Source organism: Stenotrophomonas sp. LMG 10879, from assembly GCF_002750935.1.
Taxonomy (GTDB): Bacteria; Pseudomonadota; Gammaproteobacteria; order Xanthomonadales; family Xanthomonadaceae; genus Stenotrophomonas; species Stenotrophomonas lactitubi_B.
The window spans coordinates 1-23,258 of record NZ_PEJT01000005.1 but is presented as its reverse complement, the minus strand read 5'-3'; the positions used below and the strand labels follow the sequence as shown (position 1 = coordinate 23,258).

The following is a 23,258-nucleotide window of genomic DNA, read 5'->3' as shown; positions in this document are numbered from 1 at the left end:
GCGTGGATTTACTGGGAAGCGCGATACCGCATCCACGCATGGCGTGGATCTACCGGGTGGCGCGATACCGCATCCGCGCATGGCGTGGATCTACCGGGTGGCGCGATACCGTATCCACGCATGGCGTGGATCTACCGGGTGGCGCGATACCGCGCGCGGCGTGGATCCATCGGGGTTCGTGATGCAGTAGATCCACGCCATGCGTGGATGCTGTTCGCCGGATCAGGCGATGGCCGCGAACGCGTCGCAATGCTCCACCGGCAATGCCTCCATCAGCCGCTGCCGCACGCGTTGGCAGTAGCCTTCCGAGGTCAGCGCCGGCAACACCTGCAGCGCTGATTGCATCACCCGCAGGACCTCGCCTTCGGCACGCGCCTGCTGCAGGTCGCGGAACAGCGCCGCTGCATTGGGATGCCGCTGCATCTCCAGGATTCCCAGCACATAGATGCGCGCGGCGACCAGCGAGCGGCGTCGCTCGACGGGCGCGGCGGAAGCTGCGGCGACTGACGGCGCCTGCGGGGCAGCAGCCACCACCGGCGCGAGTTGCGTGGAGGCGGCGGTGTCCGCAGCGGTCACCAGGTAGCCGGCCTGGATCAGCTGGATCACCATCGCTGCCGCGTCCTGCCCCAGCAGCGTGGTCAGCTCGGCGATGCTGCGCTGGCCATCGCACAGGATCAGCAGCCGTCGCTGGCGCATGTCCAGCGGCGCGCGGTGGGCCTGCAGCGCGGTTCGGGCGAGGTCGGTCTTGCGCGGTTGCATGGGGAGGACAGCCAAGTCGGTGCTTGCCCAGCCTGAATGAGGGCGATGAAACCGCGATGACAATGCAGCGCCTGCACGCGCGCTGGGGTAGCGTGCACCCACCCTGTGCCAAGGATCCGCACCGATGAAGCACCTCCCGATCGCCGGCCTGCTGTTGTTGTCGCTGGCCGCCTGCAACCGTAGTCCCGAAACTGCCGCGGCGGACGCACCTGCCGCCGCCACCGCACCGGCGAAGGATGCCTCCGTCCCCGCCGACGCCGATCTGGCCACCGCTTCGCCGGTGGACCCGCGCCGCGACAGCCCGGCACGCCTGGATGGCTTCGGCGGCGCCACGCTGGGCGCCGGCATCGCCGAGGTCCGCAGTGGCTTCGGCACGCCGTTGCAGGGTCTGGGCACCGATGCCGCCGGCAAGCCGCTGCCGGCCGACGATGCCAATGAGGGCTGCTACTTCCTGCGCCCGCAGGACGCCGAGGACCCGCGCCTGATGTTCGAGGCGCGCAAGCTGGTCCGCTACGACGTACGCAGCCCGTCCATCGTCGCCCCCGGTGGCGGCCGCGTCGGCATGACCCTGGGCGAGCTGCAGGTGCTCTATCCCGAGCGCGCCGACGTCGGCCCGGACAAGTACGACGACAAGGCCCAGCACCTGCGCGTGCGCCCGGCGCAGGAGGGCGCGGCGATCATCGATTTCGCCCTCGGCGCTGACGGCAAGGTCGGTGCCTGGCGGGTCGGCAGGACGCCGCAGGTGGACTACGCCGAAGGCTGCGGCTGATCCACCCTCCTCGGCTCACCCGCAGCGGGTGGGCCGAGCGTAGAATCGCGCCACGACCGCTGGGGAGTGCTCGATGATCGCCATTGCCATTGCCTGGTTCCTGCTCGGCCTGCTGTTGCTGGCCCTGGGTGGGGACTCCATCGTCAAAGCCGTTTCCGGCCTGGCGCAGCGCTTCGGTGCCAGCGCATTCACCGCCGGCCTGCTGTTGCTGGGCATCACCACCTCGCTGCCGGAGCTGGCGGTCAACGCCCGCGCGCTGGTGGTCGGCCAGCCCGAGCTTGCCTTGGGCAACGCCGTCGGCAGCAGCGTCGTCAACCTCGGCCTGACCCTGGCAATGGCTGCCATTGCTGCGCCGCTGTTGTTGCGTGCCCGCCTGCAGACGGTGCTGTGGTGGGCGCTGCTGGCCGCGGGCCTGCTGCTGATCGTGTTCGGGCTGGATGGCCGCCTGCTGCGCTGGGAGGCTGGCGTGCTGGTGGCCGGGTTCGTGGTGGTGCAGTTCCTGCTGCTGCGCCGCGGGCGCCATGAGAGCGCCGAGGTACAGGCGATCATCGCCGAGTCGGCACTGAGTCGCACCAGCCTGCCGTTGAACGTGTTGCGTCTGCTGATTGCCGCAGTGGCGCTGTATTGGGGCGCGCGCCTGGTGGTCGGTGCTGCCGCTGATTTCGGTGCTGCGCTGGGCTGGACGCCGCTGCTGGTCGGTCTGTTGCCGGTGGCGATCGGCACCGCGTTGCCGGAGGTGGCAGCCGCCGTCGCGGCGGCGCGCCGTGGTCACGGCGACATGGTGCTGGGCCACGTGCTCGGTTCCAGCGTGGTCAACCTGATGCTGGTGATCGGTGCGATGGGGCTGCTGCAGCCGCTGGCGCTGCCGGCTTCGTTCGTGCGCCTGGAACTGCCGGCGCTGCTGGCCTTCGCATTGGTGCTGTACCCGATGCTGCGCGGCGACCTGCGCATCAGCCGCATCGAAGGTGCGGTGCTGCTGGGCGCGTTCGTGGCCTGGCTGGGGCTGGAAATCGCGCTGGTCACACCGGTCTGAGGTAGTGCCGGCCGCTGGCCAATAACCTCGGCGAACTCGCAGCCACGCATGGCCTGGCTCTACTGGCGGTTATCCGGGGGCGTGCCGACCAACGGTCGGCACCCACCGTCAACGCGTGGTGGTTTCCTCTTCCCGCTCCGGTTCCGGCGGCGGCAGCTGTTCTTCTTCCGCACGCTCGTTGCCCGGCAGGCTGGGGCGCGTTTCCATCAGCAGCGACAACGCCGCCTTGGCCATCAGGTGCGCGCTGATCGGTGCGGTGATGAACAGGAACACGGTGATCAGCAGCTCGCGCGGCTGCGGGTCCTGGCCCAGGAAGATGTGGTAACACACCGAGCACACCAGCACGCAGCCCACGCCCAGCGTGCTGGCCTTGGTCGGTGCGTGCAGGCGCTTGAAGAAGGTGGACAGCTTCACCAGCCCCAGCGCGCCGACCAGGATGAAGAAGCAGCCGAACAGCAGCAGGATCGACAGCGCGATCTGGATGAAGGTGATCATTCGACGATGTCCCGGCGCAGCACGAACTTGCTCAGCACCACGGTGCTGCCGAAGCCGAGCATGGCGATGATCAACGCCGCCTCGAAGTAGATCGCCGAATTGAGGTACATGCCGAACAGCATCAGCTCGGCGATGGCGGTCACTGACAGCGTATCCAGTGCCAGGATGCGGTCGGGCACGGTCGGCCCGCGCAGCAGGCGCCAGGTGGCCAGCAGCATGGCCAGGCCGACCACGTGCATGCATACCACCAGGGTGGTCTGGATGATCTGGAATCCAGTCATGGGAAGATCTCCATCAATGGGGCTTCATAACGGCGCTTGATCGTGTCGATCAGGTCCTGCGGGTCTTCCAGGTGCAGCACGTGCACCAGCAGGAACTTGCGGTCGTCGCTGAGTGCGGCCGACACCGTGCCGGGGGTCAGGGTGATCATGCTGGTCAGCGCGGCAATGCCGTGGATGTTGGCGATGTCCAGCGGCAGCCAGATGAAACCGGGGTGGATGTTCTTTTCCGGGCCCAGCACCTGCAGGGCCACGCGGATATTGGACATCAGGATGTCCCACAGGGTCACGAACACCAGCTTCGGCAGCGGCCGCAGGGTGCCGATGCGGGCGAACTCGCGGTCCAGGCGCGCAGCGAACAGCGGAATCACCACGCCCAGCAGCAGGCCCAGCAGGAACTGGCCGAGCGTGAAGCTGTCGGACATCAGCAGCCAGAACACCACCACCATCACGCTCAGCGCAGGCGAGGGCAGCAGGCGGCGGATCGGGGAACGCTTGGCGGTCATGGCTGGCGGATCTCCGGCGTGGTCGCGCGCAACTGCTGCACGTAATCGCCCGGCTGCAGCAGCTGGGTGGCGATGGCGTCGGTGTGCTGCATCAGCGGCGCAGCGAACAGCGTCATGCCGATGCCGTACGCCAGCAGGATGCAGGCGGCAAACAGCTCTACGCGACGCAGCGGTGCCTTGCGCGGTGGCGGTGCATCGGGATCGGGCAGCGGCACGCGCCAGAACAGGCGGATGCCGCCGCGGGTCAGGCCCATGATGACCAGCAGGCTGCTGACCAGCACCGCCGTCCACACCGCGCCGGTGTACTGCGCGGGCATGCCGGCCAACAGTGCGGCCTTGGCCAGGAAGCCGGACAGCGGCGGCAGGCCGGCCACCGACACCGCCGCAATCAGGAACAGCACGGCGGGCGTCTCCTTGCCGGGCATCGGCGCGATCACTTCCTTGCGGTCGCTGGCGCCGCCACGGCGGCGTCGGATCAGGTCGGCGACCAGGAACAGTGCGGCGGCGACGAAGCTGCTGTGCGGCAGGTAATACAGGCCGGCCGACAGCACCTTCGGCGTGCCAACAGAGAACGCGATGAACAGCGTCGCCGCCGAAACGATCACCAGATACGAAATCAACACGCGCAGGCGCGCTGCGGCCAATGCGCCCAGGCCACCCAGCACCAGCGTCGCTACACCGGCCCACAGCAGCCAGTCACGGCCGTAGCCGGCCATCGCTCCCGCATCCTCGCCGAACCACAGCATCTGGATGCGCAGCACGGCATACAGGCCCACCTTGGTCATGATCGCAAACAGCGCCGCCACCGCCGCCGGTGCACGCGCATACGATTCGGGCAGCCACAGGTACAGCGGCATCAGTGCGGCCTTGGCGCAGAACACCAGCAGCAACAGCCCCATCGTCGCCTTCACCAGGGTCAGCTGCGCCGGCGGCACCTCGGCAATGCGCTGCGACAGCTCGGCCATGTTCAACGACCCCAGCGAGGCGTACAGCAGGCCCAGCGCGATCAGGAACAGGGTCGAGGCGGTGACGTTGAACACCACGTAGTGCAGGCCGATGCGCATGCGCAGGCCACGGCCGCCACTGAGCAGCAGGCCGTAGGAGGCGATCAGCATCACCTCGAAGAACACGAACAGGTTGAAGATGTCGCCGGTCAGGAAGGCGCCGTTGAGGCCCACCAGCTGGAACTGGAACAGCGCATGGAAGTGCGGTGCGCGCCGATCCCAGCCCGAACACGCGTGCAGCAGGCAGGGAATGGCCAGCAGCAGGGTGGTCAGCAGCATCCAGGCGGACAACTGGTCGGCGACCAGCGCGATGCCCAGCCGCGACGGCCAGTCGCCCAGCAGGTAGACGCGGATGTCGCCGCCTGCTGTGTCGGCGAACAGCAGGCCGACCACCACCGCCAGTGCGGCCAGCGATGTCCACGCCACGGCACGCTGTACCTTCGGCCCATAGCGCCGGTGTTCAACGAACAGCGACAGCGCAGCACCGAGCAGCGGAACCAGGATCGGCAGGATCACCAGATGATTCATGCGCGGTCCTCGCCCCGGCGCGGCGGTGCATCGTCGTCCGGCTCGTGCGCGTCCACATGGTCACTGTGGTTGTCGCTGCGGCTGCGCATGGCCAGCACGATACTGACGGCGGTCATCGCAAACGCGATCACGATTGCAGTCAGTACCAGCGCCTGCGGCAGCGGATCGGTGTAGTTGCCGAGGTGGCTTTCCACGCCTTCCTGCAGCACCGGCGCCTTGCCCTGCACCACGCGGCCACCGGCGAAGATCAGCAGGTTGGTGGCGTAGGACAGGAAGGTCATGCCGAGGATCACATCGAAGCTGCGCGCGCGCAGCAGCAGGTAGATGCCGATGGCGGTCAGCACGCCGATCGCAGAGGCCAGGGCCAGTTCCATCAGTGCATCTCCCCCGTTCGTGCCGAGCGGCGTTGCAGGTCGATCTCGCCCTTGCGCGCGGTGCGCGTCCGCGAGGGTTTCACGGTGGCCATCATCGACAGCATCAGCATCGCGCCACCGAACACCACCAGGTACACGCCGATATCAAAACCAATCGCGCTGGCCAGCGGTACATCACCGATCAACGGCAGGTGCAGGTCCAGGTGACCACTGGTCAGGAACGGCACACCGAACAGCATCGAGGCGGCGCCGCTGAGGATGGCGATCAGCAGGCCGGTACCGATGCAGCGGATGTAGTCGAAGCCGAAGCGCGATTCCACCGATGCGGTGCCCTGGATGACGTACTGGATCAGCAGCGGCACCGCCAGCACCAGGCCGGCGATGAAGCCACCGCCCGGCGCATTGTGGCCGCGCAGGAACAGGAAGATCGACACCGTCAGGGTCAGCGGGAACATGATCTGGGCCAGATCGGCCGGCACCGGCAGCTTGATCGGCGGGCCGGGCATGATCTGCTCCGGCGCCATCCGCGTACGCCGCAGCAGCGCATGCACGACCAGTGCGGCAATACCGAACACGGTGATCTCGCCGAAGGTATCGAAGCCGCGGAAGTCGACCAGGATCACGTTGACCACGTTCTGGCCGTACGCCTCGGGCAGGGCGCGGGCAAGCAGTTCGCCGGCCATGGTGTTCGGCGGCAGGGTCATCGCGCTGTAGGCCAGCGCGCCGAGGCCGGCACCGGCCACGATTGCGATCAGCGCATCACGGCGCTTGCGCCAGCGCGGCCGCTCCGGGCCTGACTGTGCGGGCAGGTAGTTCATGCCCAGCAGCATCAGCACCAAGGTCACCATCTCCACCAGCAGCTGGGTCAGTGCCAGGTCCGGTGCGGACAGGAACACGAAGGTCAGCGCCACCATCAGGCCGACACCGCCGACCAGCAGCACCGCCAGCAGGCGCTGCTTGTACATGCGCAGCGTCGCCACCGCGCAGGACATCATCACCAGCCACAGTGCCCAGCCCAGCAGCGGGATGGGCTGCGGTTTGGTCCATTCCGGCGAGGCCGGGTTGGCGATGTAGGGCGCAGCGGCGACCACGATCGCCACCAGCACCAGGCCCAGCAGCATGCGCTGCAGGCTGCCGTTGGCGATGCCGGCGGTCAGCCGCTGCGCACCGGCCGACAGCAGGTCCAGCTGGTGGTGGAAGACGTTGCGTCCCGGCGTGGTGTTGGTTACCGCGTGCAGATCGATCAGCTTGCGCAGGCCGAAGTAGAGGGCCACGCCACCGACCACGCCCGCGGCGCTCATCGCCAGCGGCAGGTTGAAGCCATGCCAGATCGACAGGTTGTACTCGGGCATCGCGCTGCCGAGGATCGAGGCGGCTGCTGCGTGCAGTATTGGCGCCACCGTCAGTGCCGGGGCGATACCCACCGCCACGCAGATCACCACCAGGATCTCCACCGGCACCTTCATCCAGCGCGGCGGCTCGTGCGGCACGCGGTCCAGGCCATGCGGGCCCTTGCCGAAGAAGGTGTCGTGCACGAAGCGCAGGCTGTAGGCCACGCCGAACACACCGGCCAGCAGCGCGGCGATCGACACCGCCGTGCGCATGGTGTCGGTGCCACCGGCCGAGAGCGCTTCGGCGAACAGCATTTCCTTGGACAGGAAGCCATTGAGCAGCGGGATGCCGGCCATCGCCAGCGAGGCGATGATCGCCAGCGCGCTGGTGAACGGCATCAGCTTGCGCAGGCCACCGAGCTTGCGCATGTCACGGGTGCCGGTCTCGTGGTCGATGATGCCGGCGGCCATGAACAGCGAGGCCTTGAAGGTGGCGTGGTTGAGGATGTGGAACACGCCGGCGACCACCGCCATCGGCGTGGACAGGCCGAACAGCAGGGTGATCAGGCCCAGGTGCGAGATCGTCGAATAGGCCAGCAGGCCCTTCAGGTCATGCTGGAAGATCGCGTTCCAGGCGCCGATCAGCAGGGTGATCGCACCAATGCCGCTGACCGTGTAGAAGAACAGATCGCTGCCGGCCAACGCCGGATGCAGGCGCGCCAGCAGGAACACGCCGGCCTTCACCATGGTGGCCGAGTGCAGGTAGGCCGACACCGGGGTGGGCGCGGCCATCGCGTGCGGCAGCCAGAAGTGGAACGGGAACTGCGCGCTCTTGGTGAAGATGCCCGCCAGCACCAGGAACAACGCATAGGGGTACAGCGCACTGGCGCGGATCTGCTCGCCGGCGGCCAGCACCACGTCCAGGTCGAAGCTGCCGACGATGCGGCCGATCAGCAGCACGCCGGCCAGCAGGGCCAGGCCGCCGCCGCCGGTGATCACCAGCGCCATCCGTGCGCCCTCGCGGGCGTCCTGGCGATGCGACCAGAAACCGATCAGCAGGAACGAGCTGATGCTGGTCATTTCCCAGAAGATCATCAGCAGCAACAGGTTGCCCGACAGCACCATGCCCAGCATGGCGCCCATGAACAGCAACAGGTAGGTGTAGAAGCGGTGCGCGCTGTCCTGCGGGCTCAGGTAGTAGCGCGCATACAGCACCACCAGCGCACCGATGCCCAGCACCAGCCCGGCGAACATCCAGGCCAGGCCATCCAGGCGCAGGGTGAAGTCCAGGCCGATCTGCGGCAGCCACGGCACCATCGTCCGCACCACCTGGCCATCGAGCACCGATGGGGTCAGCCAGGCGAGGATCGCCAGCCCGCCCAACGGCGCCAGCGCCGCCAGCCAGGCAGCAGTCGAGCGCGAACTACGGGGGAAGGCTGCGACAGCCACTGCCATGAGGAACGGCAGGGCCAGCAGCAGGGGCAGGCTGGGGAGCATGCAGGGAATCCATGATTCACGAGCAGGTCAGGGAGCATAACAGGCCGCCAAATGTCGCCGAAACCCATTGAACAGCGATCAATTGCATGTAACGTGCGCTGATTCATTTTTTCTGCGATGCAGCATGCGGCGCGGATGCCCCGTCAGGACCCGGTTGGCAGGTCCACCCTACGCCCACGCAGGGAGACCGCAGCCCCTGTCGCACAGGGACCGCCGCCGCTGGGCGGGGCAAGGTGGGGAGGTCACCGCGGCAGGCTGGCAGGCGCGCCGTGCAGCGTGGGTGATGGCATCTGCCCGTTCAGGAAACGAACGCGTCGATGCGGCGACGCTGGTCAGTAGCGCCAGTCGAGCTTGCGATAGGCCTTGGCCATCACCCAGGCCGGGCCGATCAGCAGGTAGGTCAGGTCGGTCAGGAAGCTGGGCTTGCGGCCTTCGAACTTGTGGCCGATGAACTGCGCGATCCAGGCGACGACGAAGACGCCGATGGCCAGCGAGCGCAGGTTGTGCAAGCCGATTTCCGCTTCCAGCAGCCGGCACAGGCAGCCGAACACGAAGAACTGGATGAGCATGCCGATGCCCAGCGGGCGCGACAGTTTGTTGTAGAAGCACCAGGCGCTGAACATCGCGAACGCCGACCAGATGCCGTACTGGAACCAGGTGATCAGCGGCGGCACGCACCACAGCAGGGCCACCACCGACCACAGGATCGCCGGCACCGCCACCAGGTGGATGCGCTGGTTGACCACATTGCGGTGGTCGTCGGAGTAGCTGGCGAAATAGCGGTCGATCGGACGCGCAAGCTGGGTGGTGGTCTGCATGCGGCCAGCATACCCCGGCCGGGGCCGCCAGTAGAGCCAGGCCATGCCTGGCTGCAGGTTCGCCGAGGTTGCCGGCCAGCGGCCGGCACTACCCCGGGAAACCGACAGTAGAGCCAGGCCATGCCTGGCTGCCGGGGGGCGCAGGAAACCGCCCCCAGCCAGGCCGGCCGGGGGCGCAGGGGAATCAGTCGACGCTGATTCCGGCCAGGCGCTGCAGCGCCTCGGCGTACTTGGCGCGGGTGCGCTCGATGATCTCGGCCGGGATGCTCGGGCCCGGGGCGGTCTTGCCCCAGTCCAGCGTCTCCAGGTAGTCACGCACGAACTGCTTGTCGTAGCTCGGCGGGCTGGTGCCCACTTCGTACTCGTCGGCCGGCCAGTAGCGCGAGGAATCCGGCGTCAGCATCTCGTCCATGATGTACAGGCGACCATCGGCGTCGGTACCGAACTCGAACTTGGTGTCGGCCAGGATGATGCCGCGCTCGCGCGCGTAATCGGCCGCGAACTTGTAGATGCGCAGCGTGGCGTCGCGCACGCGCTCGGCCATCTCCGCACCGACCGTCTTCACCATCGCGTCGAAGTCGATGTTCTCGTCATGGTCACCCACGGCGGCCTTGGTCGAGGGGGTGAAGATCGGTTCTGGCAGCTGCTCGGCCTGGCGCAGGCCGTCGGGCAGGTCGATGCCGCTGACCTTGCCGGTGCGCTGGTAGTCCTTCCAGCCGCTGCCGATCAGGTAGCCGCGGGCGATCGCTTCCACCGGCACCGGCTTCAGCTTGCGGGTGACCACCGCGCGCTTGGCGTACAGGGCCGCGTCCACGCCTTCGGGCAGCACGCTGGCCACATCGATGCCGGTCAAGTGGTTGGGCATCAGGTGCGCGGTCTTGGCGAACCAGAAGTTGGACACCTGGCAGAGCATCTCGCCCTTGCCCGGAATCGGGTCGGGCAGGACCACGTCGAACGCCGACAGGCGATCGGTGGCGACCATCAACAGGTAGTCCCCCGGCGGGGTACCGGCCGGCAGCCGCTCGCGCGGGATATCGAACACATCACGCACCTTGCCGCGGTGGCGCAAGGGCAGGCCGGGGAGATCGGATTGCAACAGCGTGGTTGGCACGGGCACTCCTGGGGCTTCGTCGATACGGCTGCCCAACGGACCCGGCGGGCCCGCTGACCAGCGGGCGGCCTAGTGTAAAGCGGTCCGGGCCCGCTGTGACGTAAAATGAGCGTCCATTTCGTCGGCCGACCCCGGAGCGCCATGCGCTGGTACGGAAAACTGCTCGGTTTCATCGCCGGGGCCCTGCTGTTCCGGCCCAATCCGCTGTTCGGCGCGGTGGTCGGCCTGTTGATCGGCCACGCTTTCGACTCGGACTGGTTCCGCCTGAACAAAGAGAACCCCTACCGCGAGCTGGGGCTGACCTCCGAGGCCACCGATGCCGAGGTCGAGCGCGCCTACCGCAAGCTGATCTCCCAGTACCACCCCGACAAGCTGGGCGGCGCCGCCCCCGAGCTGCAGCAGCAGGCCGAGCAGAAGTCGCGGCGCATCAACGCCGCCTACGACCGCATCAAGACCCTGCGCAAGCGCTGACCCCACAGTCCCGCCTGCGGGCGGGAGACCCCTTTCCCCGTTCCGAAGGCCCCGGCCATGTCCAACTGCCTCATCGCTCCTTCCATCCTCTCGGCCAACTTCGCCCGCTTGGGCGAAGAAGTCGACAACGTCCTGGCCGCTGGCGCCGATTGGGTCCATTTCGACGTGATGGACAACCACTACGTGCCGAACCTGACCATCGGCCCGATGGTATGCCAGGCGCTGCGCAAGCACGGCGTCACCGCGCCGATCGACGTGCACCTGATGGTCGAGCCGGTGGACCGCATCATCCCGGACTTCGCCGAGGCCGGCGCCACCTACATCAGCTTCCACCCGGAGGCCAGCCGCCACGTGCACCGCACCATCCAGCTGATCCGCTCGCTGGGCTGCAAGCCGGGCATCGTGCTGAACCCGGCCACCCCGGTGGATATCCTCGACTGGGTGCTGGACGACCTCGACCTGGTGCTGCTGATGTCGGTCAACCCGGGCTTTGGCGGCCAGGCGTTCATCTCGTCGGCATTGGACAAGCTGCGCGTGGTGCGCAAGAAGATCGATGCCAGCGGCCGTGACATCCGCCTGGAGATCGACGGTGGCGTGAAGGCCGACAACATCGGTGAGATCGCTGCCGCTGGTGCCGATACCTTTGTCGCCGGCTCGGCCATCTTCAACGCCAAGACCAGCTACCAGGACGTGATCGCGCAGATGCGCGCCAACGTCGCTGCGGCACGGGGCTGAGCCATGAGCACGGTGGCCGTGTTGAACATCCGCCCGGCCACCGTCGCCGACGCTGGCCTGATCCTGCGCTTCATCCGCGAACTGGCGATCTACGAGAAGGCCGAGCATTCGGTGCAGACCGATGAAATCGGCATCGCTGACAGCCTGTTCGGCGCCGACGCCACCGCCCGCGCGCTGATCTGCGAGGCGAACGGCGAAGCCATCGGCTACGCGGTGTACTTCTACAACTATTCCACCTGGCTGGGCCGCAAGGGCATCTACCTCGAAGACCTGTACGTGAGCCTGGAAAAGCGTGGTTCCGGTGCGGGCAAGGCGCTGCTGAAGTACATCGCCCGGCAGGCGGTGGCTGAAGGGTGCGGCCGCTTCGAGTGGTCGGTGCTGGACTGGAACACGCCGGCCATCGAGTTCTACACCGCAGCCGGCGCCAAGCCGCAGGACGAGTGGACGGTGTACCGGCTGGAAGGTGAGGCGCTGCACGATTTCGCCAACGGTTGAGGCGGAATGCATCCACGCATGGCGTGGATCTACTGAAGACGGTGCGTGGGCACAGTAGATCCACGCCATGCGTGGATGCGCCTGGCAGGCAAAAAAAAGCCACGCCAAACACTGGCGTGGCCTTGCTGCATGCGTGGGAGGCTGATCCTGCCTCCATCCGTCGTCCCTGCTATGGCCTTCCATTCTCCGGGTGTTCGGTGACAACCGGATGACATGATGTCGTCAACGACCCTGCCGGGAGTGGCGCAGGCGCACTAGAATGGGCTGATGAAGAGCGATGTCGCTGACCTGCTTGAATCGTGGTTTCAGTTTGCAGCAGAAGATGCGCTGGTGATGGATCTGGAATACATCAATGCTGAGGCGCACGGTAATCTCTGCGCATTCTCTCCGCCGGCGGAGGTGACCCTGGATGTCGAGCAGGTGGTTGCCTTCATTCACAGGGTTGCCGCGCACCGGTCCGCGCAGGTCGCAGGCCACGCAATGACGTTCTACTGCTGGCATGACATGAACGTGCGCCAGCTGCGCCTGAGCCTGGTGTCATCCGTGCACGGTAAGCTGCCATTTGGCTGCCACCACGTCGAGACAACGGATATCCGCAGCGTTGTGCAGCCCATCGTGCTTGATGACTGGAACAACCCTCGATTCATGTGTTTCGAGGGAAGTGATGCGTCTGACGAATTCGACACCGACACCGTCACCGACGAGCCGCTGTATACGCAAGAACATCCCCTGAGGGTCGCAGTCATTGCGCTTGGCTGAACGGTTGCCACCGCCTTTCACTGGCCCCGAACGCGCGGTTGCTAGCCTGTGCCACCTTTCCCTGGAAGCACCGCATGAGCACACCGCGCTGGCGCCTGATCCTCAACGGCAAGTCCGCAGGCAACGACGACCTGCGCGAGGCCGTGGGCCACTGGCGCGACCGTGGCGTGCAGCTGGAAGTGCGGGTGACCTGGGAAGACGGTGACGCCGAGCGCTACGTGGCCGAGGCCATCGACCACGGCGTGGACGTGATCGTGGCGGCCGGTGGCGACGGCACGCTGAGCGCGGTGGCCGAGACGCTGGCGCATCGTGACGAGCCGGCCGGGGCGCTGCCTTCACTGGCGTTGGTGCCGATGGGCACCGCCAACGATTTCGCAACCGCTGCCGGCATTCCGGTGCAGCCGCAGGAGGCCTTCGCACTGATTGCCGGCAGTACGCCGCGTCCGATGGATCTGCTGCGTGTCGATGCCGACGGCAAGCCATGGTGGTGCGCCAACCTCGCCAGCGGCGGCTTCGGTACCCAGGTCACGGTGGAAACCGATGCGGGCTTGAAGAAGATGCTCGGCGGTCTGGCGTATGTCATCACCGGCATCGCCAAGCTCGGGCGCATCGAACCGATCACCGCGCGCCTGAGCGGGCCGGATTTCCAGTGGGAAGGTGGGTTCATCGCGCTGGGTATCGGCAACGGCCGTCAGGCCGGTGGTGGTCAGCAGCTGTGCCCGCAGGCACTGATCGATGACGGCCTGCTGGACGTCACCGTGGTGCCGGAGCTGGACGGCGAAGTCGCCGCCACCCTTGGACAGATGCTGACCGGTGGCAAGGAAGCGGCGCTGGAACGTGTCGCTACACGCGCGCAGCTGGCTTGGCTGCAGATCGACGCACCGCAGCCGCTGACCTTGAACCTGGACGGCGAACCGGTGCAGGCACGCAGCTTCCGCATCGAATGCGTGGCGGGCAGGGTGCGGATGCACCTGCCGGAGGATTGCGTGCTGCTGTCGCGGGGCTAAGAACGCAGGTTACAGCAGCGGAATGTCTTCTTCCTTGCTCGGGAATTTGAATGCCTCGCGCTTCCTGCGGATGTGTTCGGGCATTGGCGGGCGGGGGATGTTGCGTTCGATCAGCCACTGCTGGCATTTCTTCTGCCACGGCAGGTTGTCCGGCGTGGTGATCTCCCAGTAGATGTCCTCAACCATCAATTGCCGAGCAGATCTTCCCGAACTTTCCGATACGTGCTCGGGAATGGTGGGATCTGCACCGTGCTCCAGCAACCAGTATGCGTAGTCGAATGCGCCTCTTCCTGTGTACCAGCTCAGGACGGTGTCGTCTCCCAGGCTTCTGCGGTTGGATCCATTCACGTCTGCGCCGTTCTTGACCAGGGTCTGGACATTCTTCCACTGGTTCCCGCTGATGAAGGCTTGGAAGAGAAGCGTTTCATTGTTGACGTTTCGTGTGTTGGGATCTCCTCCGTGCTTCAGCAGCAGTTCCAGGAACCGAGGATCGTCCATCTTGGCCGCGTAGACCATCGCGTTGTCGAACCTGATCAGTTCTCCATTCATCTGCTTTGACTCACGCGCATTGGGGTCTGCCCCAACGTCGAGCAGCACTTTGAGTCCCTCGATGTTGCGGGCCCGCAGCGGCCATGCGATCAGCGGAATTCCGTCCCGCGTTGAAAACGCCTTGTCCGGGTTGACGCCCTCGTCCTTTACGAGGTGACGTATGGCATCGGCGTCGCCGCTTTCAGCAGCAATGGCCAGCCGTAATGCCGCTCCCTCGAAATAGCCATCGGCACCGTGTGCAGACGTTCCAGAGCACCCTGCCACAAGCAGAAGCGTGATCCATGCCACACTTGTGAGGAATTTTGTCGTCATATTGTGAAAAATGACGGTCATTTTTTTCCTGTCTATTTGCTGATGACGTGACACTAGCAAAAGGTTCTGGTAATCCATAGGTGCCGCGAAACAAGCGGCACTTCAAGGTGCAATGGAGTTTGCCATGAATGGTTCGGAGAGCGAGGCGCGTGCCCGCGCAGTCAATGAGCAGAATATTCTCGTGCAGCAATTGCGCGACAGTGGGAACGAAAAGGAAGCTGAGCGCCTCCAGGAAACGTACCATGCGCGTGAAATGTCAGGACTGGCTGCTGACGTGTATAAGTCAGCGAAGCACGAGGGAAAGCCCCCGGTAGGATGGGTGCGCGCAAGTAGTGATCCCGACGCGCTGCGCGAAGCTGGCATCAACATCTCGGACGCTGAACTCAAGGAAATGCTGCAGCCGAGGAAGTCCGGATTCCGCGCCGAGATCTATATCCCCGACAAGCGCGTCTTCGGTGAGGATGCGAAACCTGTCGTGGTCTACAAGGGGTCCACGGGTGAAATTCTTGACCCGCTGGCGCCCAATGGAAAACGTGAATCCGGCGGCGAGGATTTCCTCAACAACGGTCAGCAGGGCATCGGCATGCGCAGCGATTATTACGATCGCGCGATGGAACTTGCCGTAGCCATGAACCGTCGTCTGCCCGGCGGCTTCGAAATCGCCGGCCACTCCCTCGGCGGCGGCATGGCTTCCGCCGCGTCCGCAGTCACCGGCGCACGTGCCACCACGTTCAACGCCGCCGGCCTGCATCCGGCAACCCCGGCGCGTTATGCCAAGGACAACGGCCTGCCGACCTTCGACACGCAGCAGTCCGTGCACACCTACCAGACCACCGGTGAGGTGCTGAACGATGTGCAGAACGGCATGCACCGCCTGAGCGAGCATCAGCGTCGTGGCTACGGTGTGCTTGCCAACGAACTGGGCATGGTGCTGAAGGATCCGGCCATGCAGAAGGTCGTCGGTGAAAAGCTGCGCGAGATGCTGCCCCCGGGTGCGCAGACCTCCGCTGCACAGTTCATCGAACAACTGGCGAGCCAGCCGGGCCAGCAGGCGCTGCGCGATATTCCGCTCGCGGCAGGGCGCCTCGAGCTGTTGCTTGAGCCCAAGACCCGCGACGCGCACGGGGCACTCGTCGATCGCCCGCACGTGGCGCCGCCCAGCCAGGTGGCGGAACTGGCGGGCCCGCTGTCCACCGTGCTGCATGCCACGGCGTACGGCATGCGCAGCGGTCGCCTGGCCGGCGAGCAGGTCGAACGGGCCGGCGCCGTCACTGCCCATGCGCTGGACAAGGTGGGCGATGGTGTCGAGCGCGTACTGAAGACCGAAGGCATGGTCATCGGCCAGGTGGTGAACATGGGGTCCACCAGCCTGCAGGTGAGCACCCGGGCGACCAGTACGGTGATCGCTTCGGGGCGCGAACTGACCGGCAGCATCGAAGCCACGCTGCACCGCGTCGAATCGCAAACCCGCTCCCATGGCCTGTCCGCACTGTCGTGGGTGGCTGACCGGGTGGGCGCGGACAACGTCGCCGGCCGGCTTGCCAAGCAGGCCGAAGCTGTCCGTGACCACGGCGAGCACCATGCGCAGCACGCGACGAAACAGGCCGTTGCCGACGCCGCAAGCACGCGTGCGGCGGGTGAACGCGTGGCCGCTGCCATCAGCCACGACGGCCAATGGGTGGCCGGCAAGCTGCAGAACGGGTTCGCCACCGCCGGCGCCCATGTCGATCGTGGCTATGACCTGGTGGCGTCCCAGCTGAAGGGCATCACCGCCAAGGCGCCGATTACCCTGTCCACGCTGGGTGGTGCTGCGGTGGGCATCGGGGCTGCCGCAGCGACCCACGTGCCGACCGGCAACCTGCCGTTGGACGCAATGAGGCTGCACAACCTCGACAAGTCCGAACGTGTCATCCGCGGCATGATGCCGGCCTTCAGCGAGGCGACTGCCCGCCATGGCATGGATCCGACCGTCATCCCCAGCCTGGATTCGGAACTGATCAAGCAGGAAGCCGCCGCCCGCAAGCTGGTCGAGCAGCACCAGCGGATACAGCATCCGGAGGATGGTCGTCGCGCCGGCGTGGCGGCAGAACCCACTGCGCGCGCGCCCGGCATCAACGACCCTGGTCACACCGACTACCGGTTGTTCAATGGCGCACAGACCGGCGTGCACGCCCTGGATGCCGCCCACAACCGCGTGCCGAACGTGCAGAGCGACCAGCTCGCCGGTGCACTGGCCGTGCAGGCCAAGCGCGAGGGGCTGGAGTCCATTTCCCACGTGGTGCTCAGCGACGATCACCGCCGCGCCTTCGCGGTGGATACGCCCGACCTGAACGCCGCGCACCGCCGCCATGCCCACGTCGAGGTGGCGGCGGGCATGGCCCAGCCGCTCAGCGCGAGCACCGCCCAGATTGATGCGATCAACGCCAGTCGCGAGCAGGCGCAGGGGGTGTCGCTGGCCCAGCAGCAGGTGCAGGAGAGCCAGGAACAGGCGCGGCGGATGGGCTAGGGCGAAGACAAACCGCCCGTCGCCAAAGGGTTTCCCTGCGGCCAAAGCTGCGATACAGTCATTGGGTGTCCAGCCTGACGACCCCGCATACCCTTTCTTCCGCACGCCGTTGGTGGCGATGGTGGCCTGTTGCCGTCGTCCGTCCCCATAACGCTGTGTCCCGGAAGGAAAGTCGTCTTGATCTCGCACGCTCAGTTTCAGCAGCAGGCCGCTGAAGGCCACACCCATATTCCCGTTGTCCGCGAAGTGCTGTCCGACCTGGACACGCCGCTTTCGGTCTATCTGAAGCTCGCCGACGGCCCCAATACCTACCTGTTTGAATCCGTCGAAGGCGGCGAGCGCTTTGGTCGTTACTCGATCATCGGCCTGCCGGCACGTCGCGTGTACGCCTTCCACGGCCACACCCTGACTGTGCGTGAGGACGGCCAGGTGCTGGAAACCCGCGAGGTCGCCGACCCGTTTGCCGAGGTCGAGGCGCTGCGCAGCGCCCACTCGGTGCCGAAGCTGGAAGGCCTGCCGGGCTTCACCGGTGGCCTGGTCGGCTGGTTCGGCTTCGAATGCATCGGCTACATCGAGCCGCGCCTGGCCTCGCCGGCCGGCCGTGACGAACTTGGTACCCCGGACATCCTGCTGCTGCACTCCGATGAGCTGGCGGTATTCGACAACCTGAAGGGCCGCCTGTACCTGATCGTGCATGCCGATCCGCGTGTCGAAGGCGCCTTCGAGCAGGCCCAGGCCCGCCTGGATGCACTGACCGCCAAACTGCGTGCGCCGGGTGCAGGCTATCCGGCACCGCTGACCAGCGACGTGCTGGACGAGTCCGATTTCGTTTCCGGTTTCACCCGCGAAGGCTTCGTCGACGCGGTCCAGCGCAGCAAGGAATACATCCGTGCCGGCGACATCTTCCAGGTGGTGCTCAGCCAGCGCCTGAGCGTGCCGTTCAAGGCGCGCCCGGTGGATGTGTATCGCGCGCTGCGTGCACTGAACCCGTCGCCGTACATGTATTTCCTGGATGTTGGCGACCTGCAGGTGGTCGGCTCCTCGCCGGAAATCCTGGTGCGCCTGCAGGACGGTGAAGTGACCGTGCGCCCGATCGCCGGTACCCGTCCGCGCGGCGCCACGCCGGAGCTGGACCAGGCGCTGGAGGTCGAGCTGCTGGCCGACCCGAAGGAACGCGCCGAGCACCTGATGCTGATCGACCTCGGCCGCAATGACGCCGGCCGCGTGTCCAAGGCCGGCACCGTCGAAGTGGGCGAGCAGTTCGTGATCGAACGCTACAGCCACGTCATGCACATCGTCAGCGAAGTGACCGGGCAGCTGCAGCCGGGCCTGAGCTACGCCGACGTGCTGCGCGCCACCTTCCCGGCCGGTACGGTCAGCGGCGCGCCGAAGATCCGCGCGCTGGAAGTGATCCGCGAGCTGGAACCGATCAAGCGCAATGTCTACGCCGGCAGCATCGGCTACATCGGCTGGCACGGCGATGCCGATACCGCGATCGCGATCCGCACTGCGGTGATCAAGGACGGCCGCCTGTATGTGCAGGCCGGCGCCGGCATCGTCTACGACTCCGACCCGGACAAGGAATGGGACGAGACGATGAACAAGGGCCGCGCGCTGTTCCGCGCCGTCGCCCAGGCCGCCAAGGGCCTGTGAGTTTCCCTGTGCTGTGGCCTGCGCCGCAGCACCCTTCGCTGTTTCCATTCAAGACAAGGAGTACCGCATGAAGCTGCTGAGCGTTCTGCTGTGGTCGTCGCTGCTGGCCACGATGGCCCCCTCTGCGTGGGCACAGGCCAACACCATTCCCTCGCAGCCACACCTGCTGGTGAAGGGCGAGGCGCGCCGGCTGGTGATGCCGGACCGGTTCGGCCTGCAGTTGAACATCGAAGAGACCGACATGGATGCCGATGCCGCACGTCGCCGCGTGCAGGACAACGTCGCCCGCGTACTGGCGCTGTTCAAGCAGCACAAAGCGGTGGAGGGTAGCGTGCGCGCGGACAACCTGCGCATCGGCCCCGCCACACGCTATGAGCAGAGCCGGCAGGTCTTCATCGGTACCCGCGTGTCACGCCAGCTGCGCGCCAGCTTTGCCAACGTGAAGGCGATGCAGGATGTGCTGGGGGCGCTGAAGGCCAACGAGAACGTACAGGTCAGCAGCCTGGCCCCGACGTACTCGGGCGAGGTGGCGCTGCGCCGTGAACTCAAGGGCGAGGCCGCAGCCAAGACCCGCGAGTCCGCGCAGGGCCTGGCCAAGGCCTACGGCACCCAGCTGCGCGGTCTGTACAGCATTTCCGATGTGGCTCCGAACTTCGCCTACGGAATCCAAGCAGGCAGCTGGCCCAGCAGCGGCGATCTGGTGACGCCGCCTTCGCCGCCCTCGCCCGAGGCGCCGATGAACAGCATTGAGACCACGGGCTCGCGCCTGCCCGAATCCATCGAAGCCGGCCCCATCACCTACACCGAAAACGTGTACGCCATTTTCCTGATAAGCGACGGAACCTGACCATGTTGTGGATGATCGACAACTACGACAGCTTCACCTACAACCTCGTGCAGTACCTGCAGACGCTGGGCGCCGAGGTGAAGGTGGTGCGCAACGATGCGATGAGCGTGGACGAGATCGCCGCGCAGAAACCCGAGCGCATCGTCATCTCGCCCGGCCCGTGCACGCCCAACGAAGCGGGCGTGTCGCTGGAGCTGATCCAGCGCCTGGGCCCGACCACGCCGATCCTCGGCGTGTGCTTGGGTCACCAGGGCATCGGCCAGGTCTACGGCGGTACGGTCATCCGCGCCGGCAACATCATGCACGGCAAGACCTCGCCGATCCGCCATCAAGGCAAGGGTGTGTTCGCGGGCCTGCCGGACGGTTACCAGGCCACCCGCTACCACTCGCTGGTGGTGGACAAGAACAGCCTGCCCGACGCGCTGGAAGTGACCGCGTGGACCGAGAACGAGGATGGCTCGATCGAAGAGATCATGGGCCTGCGCCACCGCCAGTTCCCGGTCGAGGGCGTGCAGTTCCACCCCGAATCGATCCTCACCGAGCATGGTCACGCGCTGCTGCGCAATTTCCTGCAGCGCCCGGCTGCCTGATCCAAGGAGTATTCCGATGAGCTTCTCCCCCCAGGAAGCCCTGCAACGCACCATCGAACATCGCGAGATCTTCTTCGACGAAATGGTTGACCTGATGCGGCAGATCATGCGCGGCGACGTCTCGCCGATGATGACCGCCGCCATCCTCACCGGCCTGCGCGTGAAGAAGGAAACCATCGACGAGATCGCCGCCGCGGCGACGGTGATGCGCGAATTCGCGCTGGCCGTACCGGTCGCCGATACCACCCACCTGGTCGACATTGTCGGCACCGGTGGCGATGGCTCGCATACCTTCAACATCTCCACCTGCGCGATGTTCGTTGCCGCCGCCGCCGGCGCGCGCGTGGCCAAGCACGGCAACCGCAGCGTGTCGTCCAAATCCGGCAGTGCCGATGCGGTCGAAGCACTGGGCGCGGCGATCGAGCTGCAGCCTGCGCAGGTGGCCGCGGCCATCGAGCAGACCGGCATCGGCTTCATGTTCGCGCCGATCCACCACCCGTCGATGAAGGTGGTGGCGCCGGTGCGTCGCGAGATGGGGGTGCGCACCATCTTCAACATCCTCGGTCCGCTGACCAACCCGGCCAGCGCACCGTCGGTGTTGATGGGCGTGTTCCATCCCGATCTGGTGGGCATCCAGGCGCGCGTGCTGCGCGAGCTGGGCACCGAGCGTGCGATGGTGGTCTGGGGCCGCGACAACATGGATGAGATCTCGCTGGGCGCGGGCACCCTGGTGGGTGAGCTGCGCGACGGCAAGGTGCGCGAGTACGAGATCCACCCGGAAGACTTCGGCATCGCCATGTCGGCCAGCCGCAACCTGCGCGTGGATGGCCCGGAACAGTCCATCGCCATGCTGCGTGCGGTGCTCGACAACGAGCCGGGACCGGCGCTGGACATCGTCGCCCTGAATGCGGGCGCGGCGTTGTACGTGGCCGGCGTGGCCAGCGATATCGGCGACGGCCTGGCCCGCGCCCGCGCGGTCATCGCCGATGGCAGCGCCCGTGCCCGCCTGCAGCAGTATGTCGACACCACCCGCGCGCTGGTTGCCTGAGCGCGCGGTTCAGCCTGACCCACCCGATGGCCGATAATGGTCGTCCTCACCGCCCCAGCACCGACCCGACGACGATGAGCGATATCCTGCAGACGATCCTGGCCCGCAAGGCCGAAGAAGTAGCCCAGCGCCGCGCCCAGCGCCCGCTTGAGGAGCTGCAGGCCGCGCTGGCCGATGCGCCACCGGTGCGCGGCTTCGTGCGCGCGCTGCAGGCCGCAGTGGCCAATGGCGATCCGGCGGTGATTGCCGAAGTGAAGAAGGCCAGCCCGTCCAAGGGCGTGATCCGCCCCGACTTCCGCCCGGCCGACATTGCGGTCAGCTATGAGTTCGGCGGCGCCAGCTGCCTGTCGGTGCTGACCGATGTCGATTTCTTCCAGGGGGCCGACGCCTACCTGCAACAGGCGCGCGAAGCCTGCACGCTGCCGGTGCTGCGCAAGGACTTCGTGATCGACGCCTACCAGGTCGTTGAGGCGCGCGTGCTCGGCGCCGACTGCATCCTGCTGATCGTCGCCGCGCTGGACGACACGCAGCTGGCCACGCTGTCCGAACTGGCGATGTCGCTGGGCATGGACGTGCTGGTGGAAGTGCACGACATCGACGAGCTGGAGCGAGCGCTGCAGGTTCCAGCGCCGATGATCGGCATCAACAACCGCAACCTGCGCACCTTCGAGGTGTCGCTGCAGACCACGCTGGACATGCGCCTGGCCGTGCCGCGTGACCGCCTGCTGGTCACCGAGAGTGGCATTCTCGGCCCGCAGGATGTGGCGCTGATGCGCGATGCCGGCATCCACTCGTTCCTGGTCGGCGAGGCCTTCATGCGCGTGGAAGAGCCGGGCGAGGGTCTGCGTCAGCTATTCTTCGCAGCATGAAAACGTACTATCCAACGCCGCGCGAGGATGCGCCGCTGGTGGTCTTCGACTTCGACCACACCCTGTATGACGGCGATTCGGGTACCCACCTGTTCGCCTCGCTGATCAAGCGCAACCCGCTGCGGATGCTGGCGGCGCTGCTGGTCACCCCGATTGCCGGGCCGATGGTGGCGATGCTGCCGACCCGCCGTGCCGGTATCTCGGTCTACGTCTGGATCGGCAGCTTCGGCCTGCACCGCGCGCGCGAGTTCAACAAGGTGATTGACGCCTACGTGCTGCGCAATGAAGCGCAGATGCGCGCCAAGCTGCTGCCACAGGCGCTGGAGGTATTTGCCGCGCACCGTGCCAAGGGCGATCGCGTGGTGGTGGCCACCGGCGCACCGCCGGAACTTGCCCGCGCGATCCTGGCCTTCGTCGCCCACCAGGACGTGCCGGTGATCGGCACCGAAGTGGGGCCGCGGCTGGGCGGGGTAGGGCCGACCCGGCACTGCCACAACGAAGAGAAGATGCGCATGCTGCGCGAGCGCGGCTACGGCGACATCGATATCGCGTACTCCGACAGCACTGCCGACCTGCCGCTGCTGCTTGCGGCGAAAGCGCCGGTGGTGGTCAACCCGAAGCCGGCCAAGGTGGAATTCTTCCGCCGCGTGCTGCCGGCCGGCACCCGCATCCTCAACTGGGGTTGCGTGGACCGCGGTGGTGACAAGGCCTGACCCGAGCCTGTTGTAGAGCCGAGCCATGCTCGGCTGCTCTTCGTTGCGGTATCCGTGCGCTATCAGCCGAGCATGGCTTGTATGTTCCTCCCGTCTCCTACGAGGTATGTAGGAGCCAGGGTGGAGGGACCGTCAACATGATATCTGCGGGTAGCAGCCGACAGACGAGCCGAGCGATCCCCATCCCGCACCTTAACGTCG

At 66.4% G+C, this 23,258-nt stretch carries 24 protein-coding genes; 14 read left to right on the top strand and 10 right to left on the bottom strand.

Translation table 11 applies throughout. The features are described from left to right. Window positions 1-222: 222 nt before the first annotated feature. Window positions 223-759, bottom strand: a complete 537-nt coding sequence (locus CR919_RS08855; protein WP_099819706.1) for a hypothetical protein — start codon at window positions 757-759, stop codon at window positions 223-225. 124 nt (window positions 760-883) lie between these two features. Here CR919_RS08855 and CR919_RS08850 point away from each other — a divergent pair, with 124 nt between their 5' ends. Further along, window positions 884-1,528 carry a hypothetical protein gene (locus tag CR919_RS08850; RefSeq protein WP_099819705.1) on the top strand — a complete coding sequence of 215 codons (645 nt, stop codon included), beginning with the start codon at window positions 884-886 and terminating at the stop codon, window positions 1,526-1,528. A 73-nt stretch (window positions 1,529-1,601) separates the two neighbouring features. Further along, window positions 1,602-2,561 carry a sodium:calcium antiporter gene (locus CR919_RS08845; protein ID WP_099819704.1) on the top strand — a complete coding sequence of 320 codons (960 nt, stop codon included), beginning with the start codon at window positions 1,602-1,604 and terminating at the stop codon, window positions 2,559-2,561. 108 nt (window positions 2,562-2,669) lie between these two features. Here the strand turns inward: CR919_RS08845 and CR919_RS08840 are convergent, their stop codons facing one another. The 8 genes from CR919_RS08840 to CR919_RS08805 form a co-directional block, all read right to left on the bottom strand. Beyond that, the gene (locus tag CR919_RS08840) at window positions 2,670-3,056 is read right to left on the bottom strand and encodes a Na+/H+ antiporter subunit G (protein WP_099819703.1); all 387 of its coding nucleotides are present in this window, start codon (window positions 3,054-3,056) and stop codon (window positions 2,670-2,672) included. Next, window positions 3,053-3,337 carry a K+/H+ antiporter subunit F gene (locus CR919_RS08835; RefSeq protein WP_025874598.1) on the bottom strand — a complete coding sequence of 95 codons (285 nt, stop codon included), beginning with the start codon at window positions 3,335-3,337 and terminating at the stop codon, window positions 3,053-3,055. The genes CR919_RS08840 and CR919_RS08835 overlap by 4 nt, the downstream gene beginning before the upstream one ends. Continuing rightward, the gene (locus CR919_RS08830; protein ID WP_099819702.1) at window positions 3,334-3,840 is read right to left on the bottom strand and encodes a Na+/H+ antiporter subunit E; all 507 of its coding nucleotides are present in this window, start codon (window positions 3,838-3,840) and stop codon (window positions 3,334-3,336) included. Before CR919_RS08830 ends, CR919_RS08835 begins: the two co-directional genes overlap by 4 nt. Then, a complete protein-coding gene (locus CR919_RS08825; RefSeq protein ID WP_099819701.1) occupies window positions 3,837-5,372 on the bottom strand; it encodes a monovalent cation/H+ antiporter subunit D in 1,536 nt (511 codons plus the stop codon). The genes CR919_RS08830 and CR919_RS08825 overlap by 4 nt, the downstream gene beginning before the upstream one ends. Further along, the gene (locus CR919_RS08820) at window positions 5,369-5,746 is read right to left on the bottom strand and encodes a Na+/H+ antiporter subunit C (RefSeq protein WP_025874601.1); all 378 of its coding nucleotides are present in this window, start codon (window positions 5,744-5,746) and stop codon (window positions 5,369-5,371) included. The genes CR919_RS08825 and CR919_RS08820 overlap by 4 nt, the downstream gene beginning before the upstream one ends. Beyond that, complete coding sequence (locus CR919_RS08815; RefSeq protein ID WP_099819700.1) at window positions 5,746-8,574, bottom strand: monovalent cation/H+ antiporter subunit A; 2,829 nt, start codon at window positions 8,572-8,574, stop codon at window positions 5,746-5,748. Before CR919_RS08815 ends, CR919_RS08820 begins: the two co-directional genes overlap by 1 nt. A gap of 332 nt (window positions 8,575-8,906) precedes the next feature. Continuing rightward, the gene (locus CR919_RS08810) at window positions 8,907-9,392 is read right to left on the bottom strand and encodes an Mpo1-like protein (protein WP_099819699.1); all 486 of its coding nucleotides are present in this window, start codon (window positions 9,390-9,392) and stop codon (window positions 8,907-8,909) included. Window positions 9,393-9,576: 184 nt separating this feature from the next. Next, window positions 9,577-10,503 (bottom strand): phosphoribosylaminoimidazolesuccinocarboxamide synthase, encoded by a 927-nt coding sequence (locus CR919_RS08805; RefSeq protein ID WP_162291998.1) that lies wholly within the window; start codon window positions 10,501-10,503, stop codon window positions 9,577-9,579. A 141-nt stretch (window positions 10,504-10,644) separates the two neighbouring features. Here CR919_RS08805 and CR919_RS08800 point away from each other — a divergent pair, with 141 nt between their 5' ends. The 5 genes from CR919_RS08800 to yegS all read left to right on the top strand — a co-directional run bounded on the left by CR919_RS08800 (window position 10,645) and on the right by yegS (window position 13,970). Then, window positions 10,645-10,974 (top strand): DnaJ domain-containing protein, encoded by a 330-nt coding sequence (locus CR919_RS08800; RefSeq protein ID WP_005411327.1) that lies wholly within the window; start codon window positions 10,645-10,647, stop codon window positions 10,972-10,974. Between the two features lie 57 nt (window positions 10,975-11,031). Further along, on the top strand, window positions 11,032-11,709 hold the full coding sequence (gene rpe, locus CR919_RS08795; RefSeq protein ID WP_099819697.1) for a ribulose-phosphate 3-epimerase: 678 nt from the start codon (window positions 11,032-11,034) through the stop codon (window positions 11,707-11,709). A gap of 12 nt (window positions 11,710-11,721) precedes the next feature. Then, window positions 11,722-12,204, top strand: coding sequence for a GNAT family N-acetyltransferase (locus tag CR919_RS08790; protein ID WP_099819950.1), 483 nt, complete (start codon window positions 11,722-11,724; stop codon window positions 12,202-12,204). Between the two features lie 267 nt (window positions 12,205-12,471). After that, complete coding sequence (locus tag CR919_RS08785) at window positions 12,472-12,963, top strand: hypothetical protein (protein WP_099819696.1); 492 nt, start codon at window positions 12,472-12,474, stop codon at window positions 12,961-12,963. A gap of 74 nt (window positions 12,964-13,037) precedes the next feature. Next, window positions 13,038-13,970 (top strand): lipid kinase YegS, encoded by a 933-nt coding sequence (gene yegS, locus CR919_RS08780; protein ID WP_099819695.1) that lies wholly within the window; start codon window positions 13,038-13,040, stop codon window positions 13,968-13,970. 9 nt (window positions 13,971-13,979) lie between these two features. Here the strand turns inward: yegS and CR919_RS08775 are convergent, their stop codons facing one another. Next, window positions 13,980-14,852, bottom strand: coding sequence for an ankyrin repeat domain-containing protein (locus tag CR919_RS08775; RefSeq protein ID WP_243380018.1), 873 nt, complete (start codon window positions 14,850-14,852; stop codon window positions 13,980-13,982). Window positions 14,853-15,150: 298 nt separating this feature from the next. Between CR919_RS08775 and CR919_RS08770 the strand changes: the two genes are divergently transcribed. From CR919_RS08770 to CR919_RS08740, 7 genes are all read left to right on the top strand, one after another. After that, a complete protein-coding gene (locus CR919_RS08770) occupies window positions 15,151-17,337 on the top strand; it encodes an XVIPCD domain-containing protein (RefSeq protein ID WP_243380014.1) in 2,187 nt (728 codons plus the stop codon). A 177-nt stretch (window positions 17,338-17,514) separates the two neighbouring features. Beyond that, window positions 17,515-18,990 (top strand): anthranilate synthase component I, encoded by a 1,476-nt coding sequence (gene trpE / locus CR919_RS08765; protein ID WP_099819693.1) that lies wholly within the window; start codon window positions 17,515-17,517, stop codon window positions 18,988-18,990. Between the two features lie 67 nt (window positions 18,991-19,057). Next, window positions 19,058-19,837: an SIMPL domain-containing protein gene (locus CR919_RS08760; protein WP_099819692.1), complete on the top strand. Its 780-nt coding sequence runs from the start codon at window positions 19,058-19,060 to the stop codon at window positions 19,835-19,837. Between the two features lie 2 nt (window positions 19,838-19,839). Further along, window positions 19,840-20,427: an aminodeoxychorismate/anthranilate synthase component II gene (locus CR919_RS08755; protein WP_089237370.1), complete on the top strand. Its 588-nt coding sequence runs from the start codon at window positions 19,840-19,842 to the stop codon at window positions 20,425-20,427. Between the two features lie 16 nt (window positions 20,428-20,443). Then, entirely contained in the window at window positions 20,444-21,475 is a 1,032-nt protein-coding gene (gene trpD / locus CR919_RS08750; RefSeq protein ID WP_025874615.1) for an anthranilate phosphoribosyltransferase, read from the top strand. Between the two features lie 74 nt (window positions 21,476-21,549). Beyond that, complete coding sequence (trpC, locus tag CR919_RS08745) at window positions 21,550-22,344, top strand: indole-3-glycerol phosphate synthase TrpC (RefSeq protein ID WP_033832398.1); 795 nt, start codon at window positions 21,550-21,552, stop codon at window positions 22,342-22,344. Continuing rightward, window positions 22,341-23,057: a haloacid dehalogenase-like hydrolase gene (locus tag CR919_RS08740; protein WP_099819691.1), complete on the top strand. Its 717-nt coding sequence runs from the start codon at window positions 22,341-22,343 to the stop codon at window positions 23,055-23,057. The genes trpC and CR919_RS08740 overlap by 4 nt, the downstream gene beginning before the upstream one ends. Window positions 23,058-23,258 lie beyond the last annotated feature (201 nt).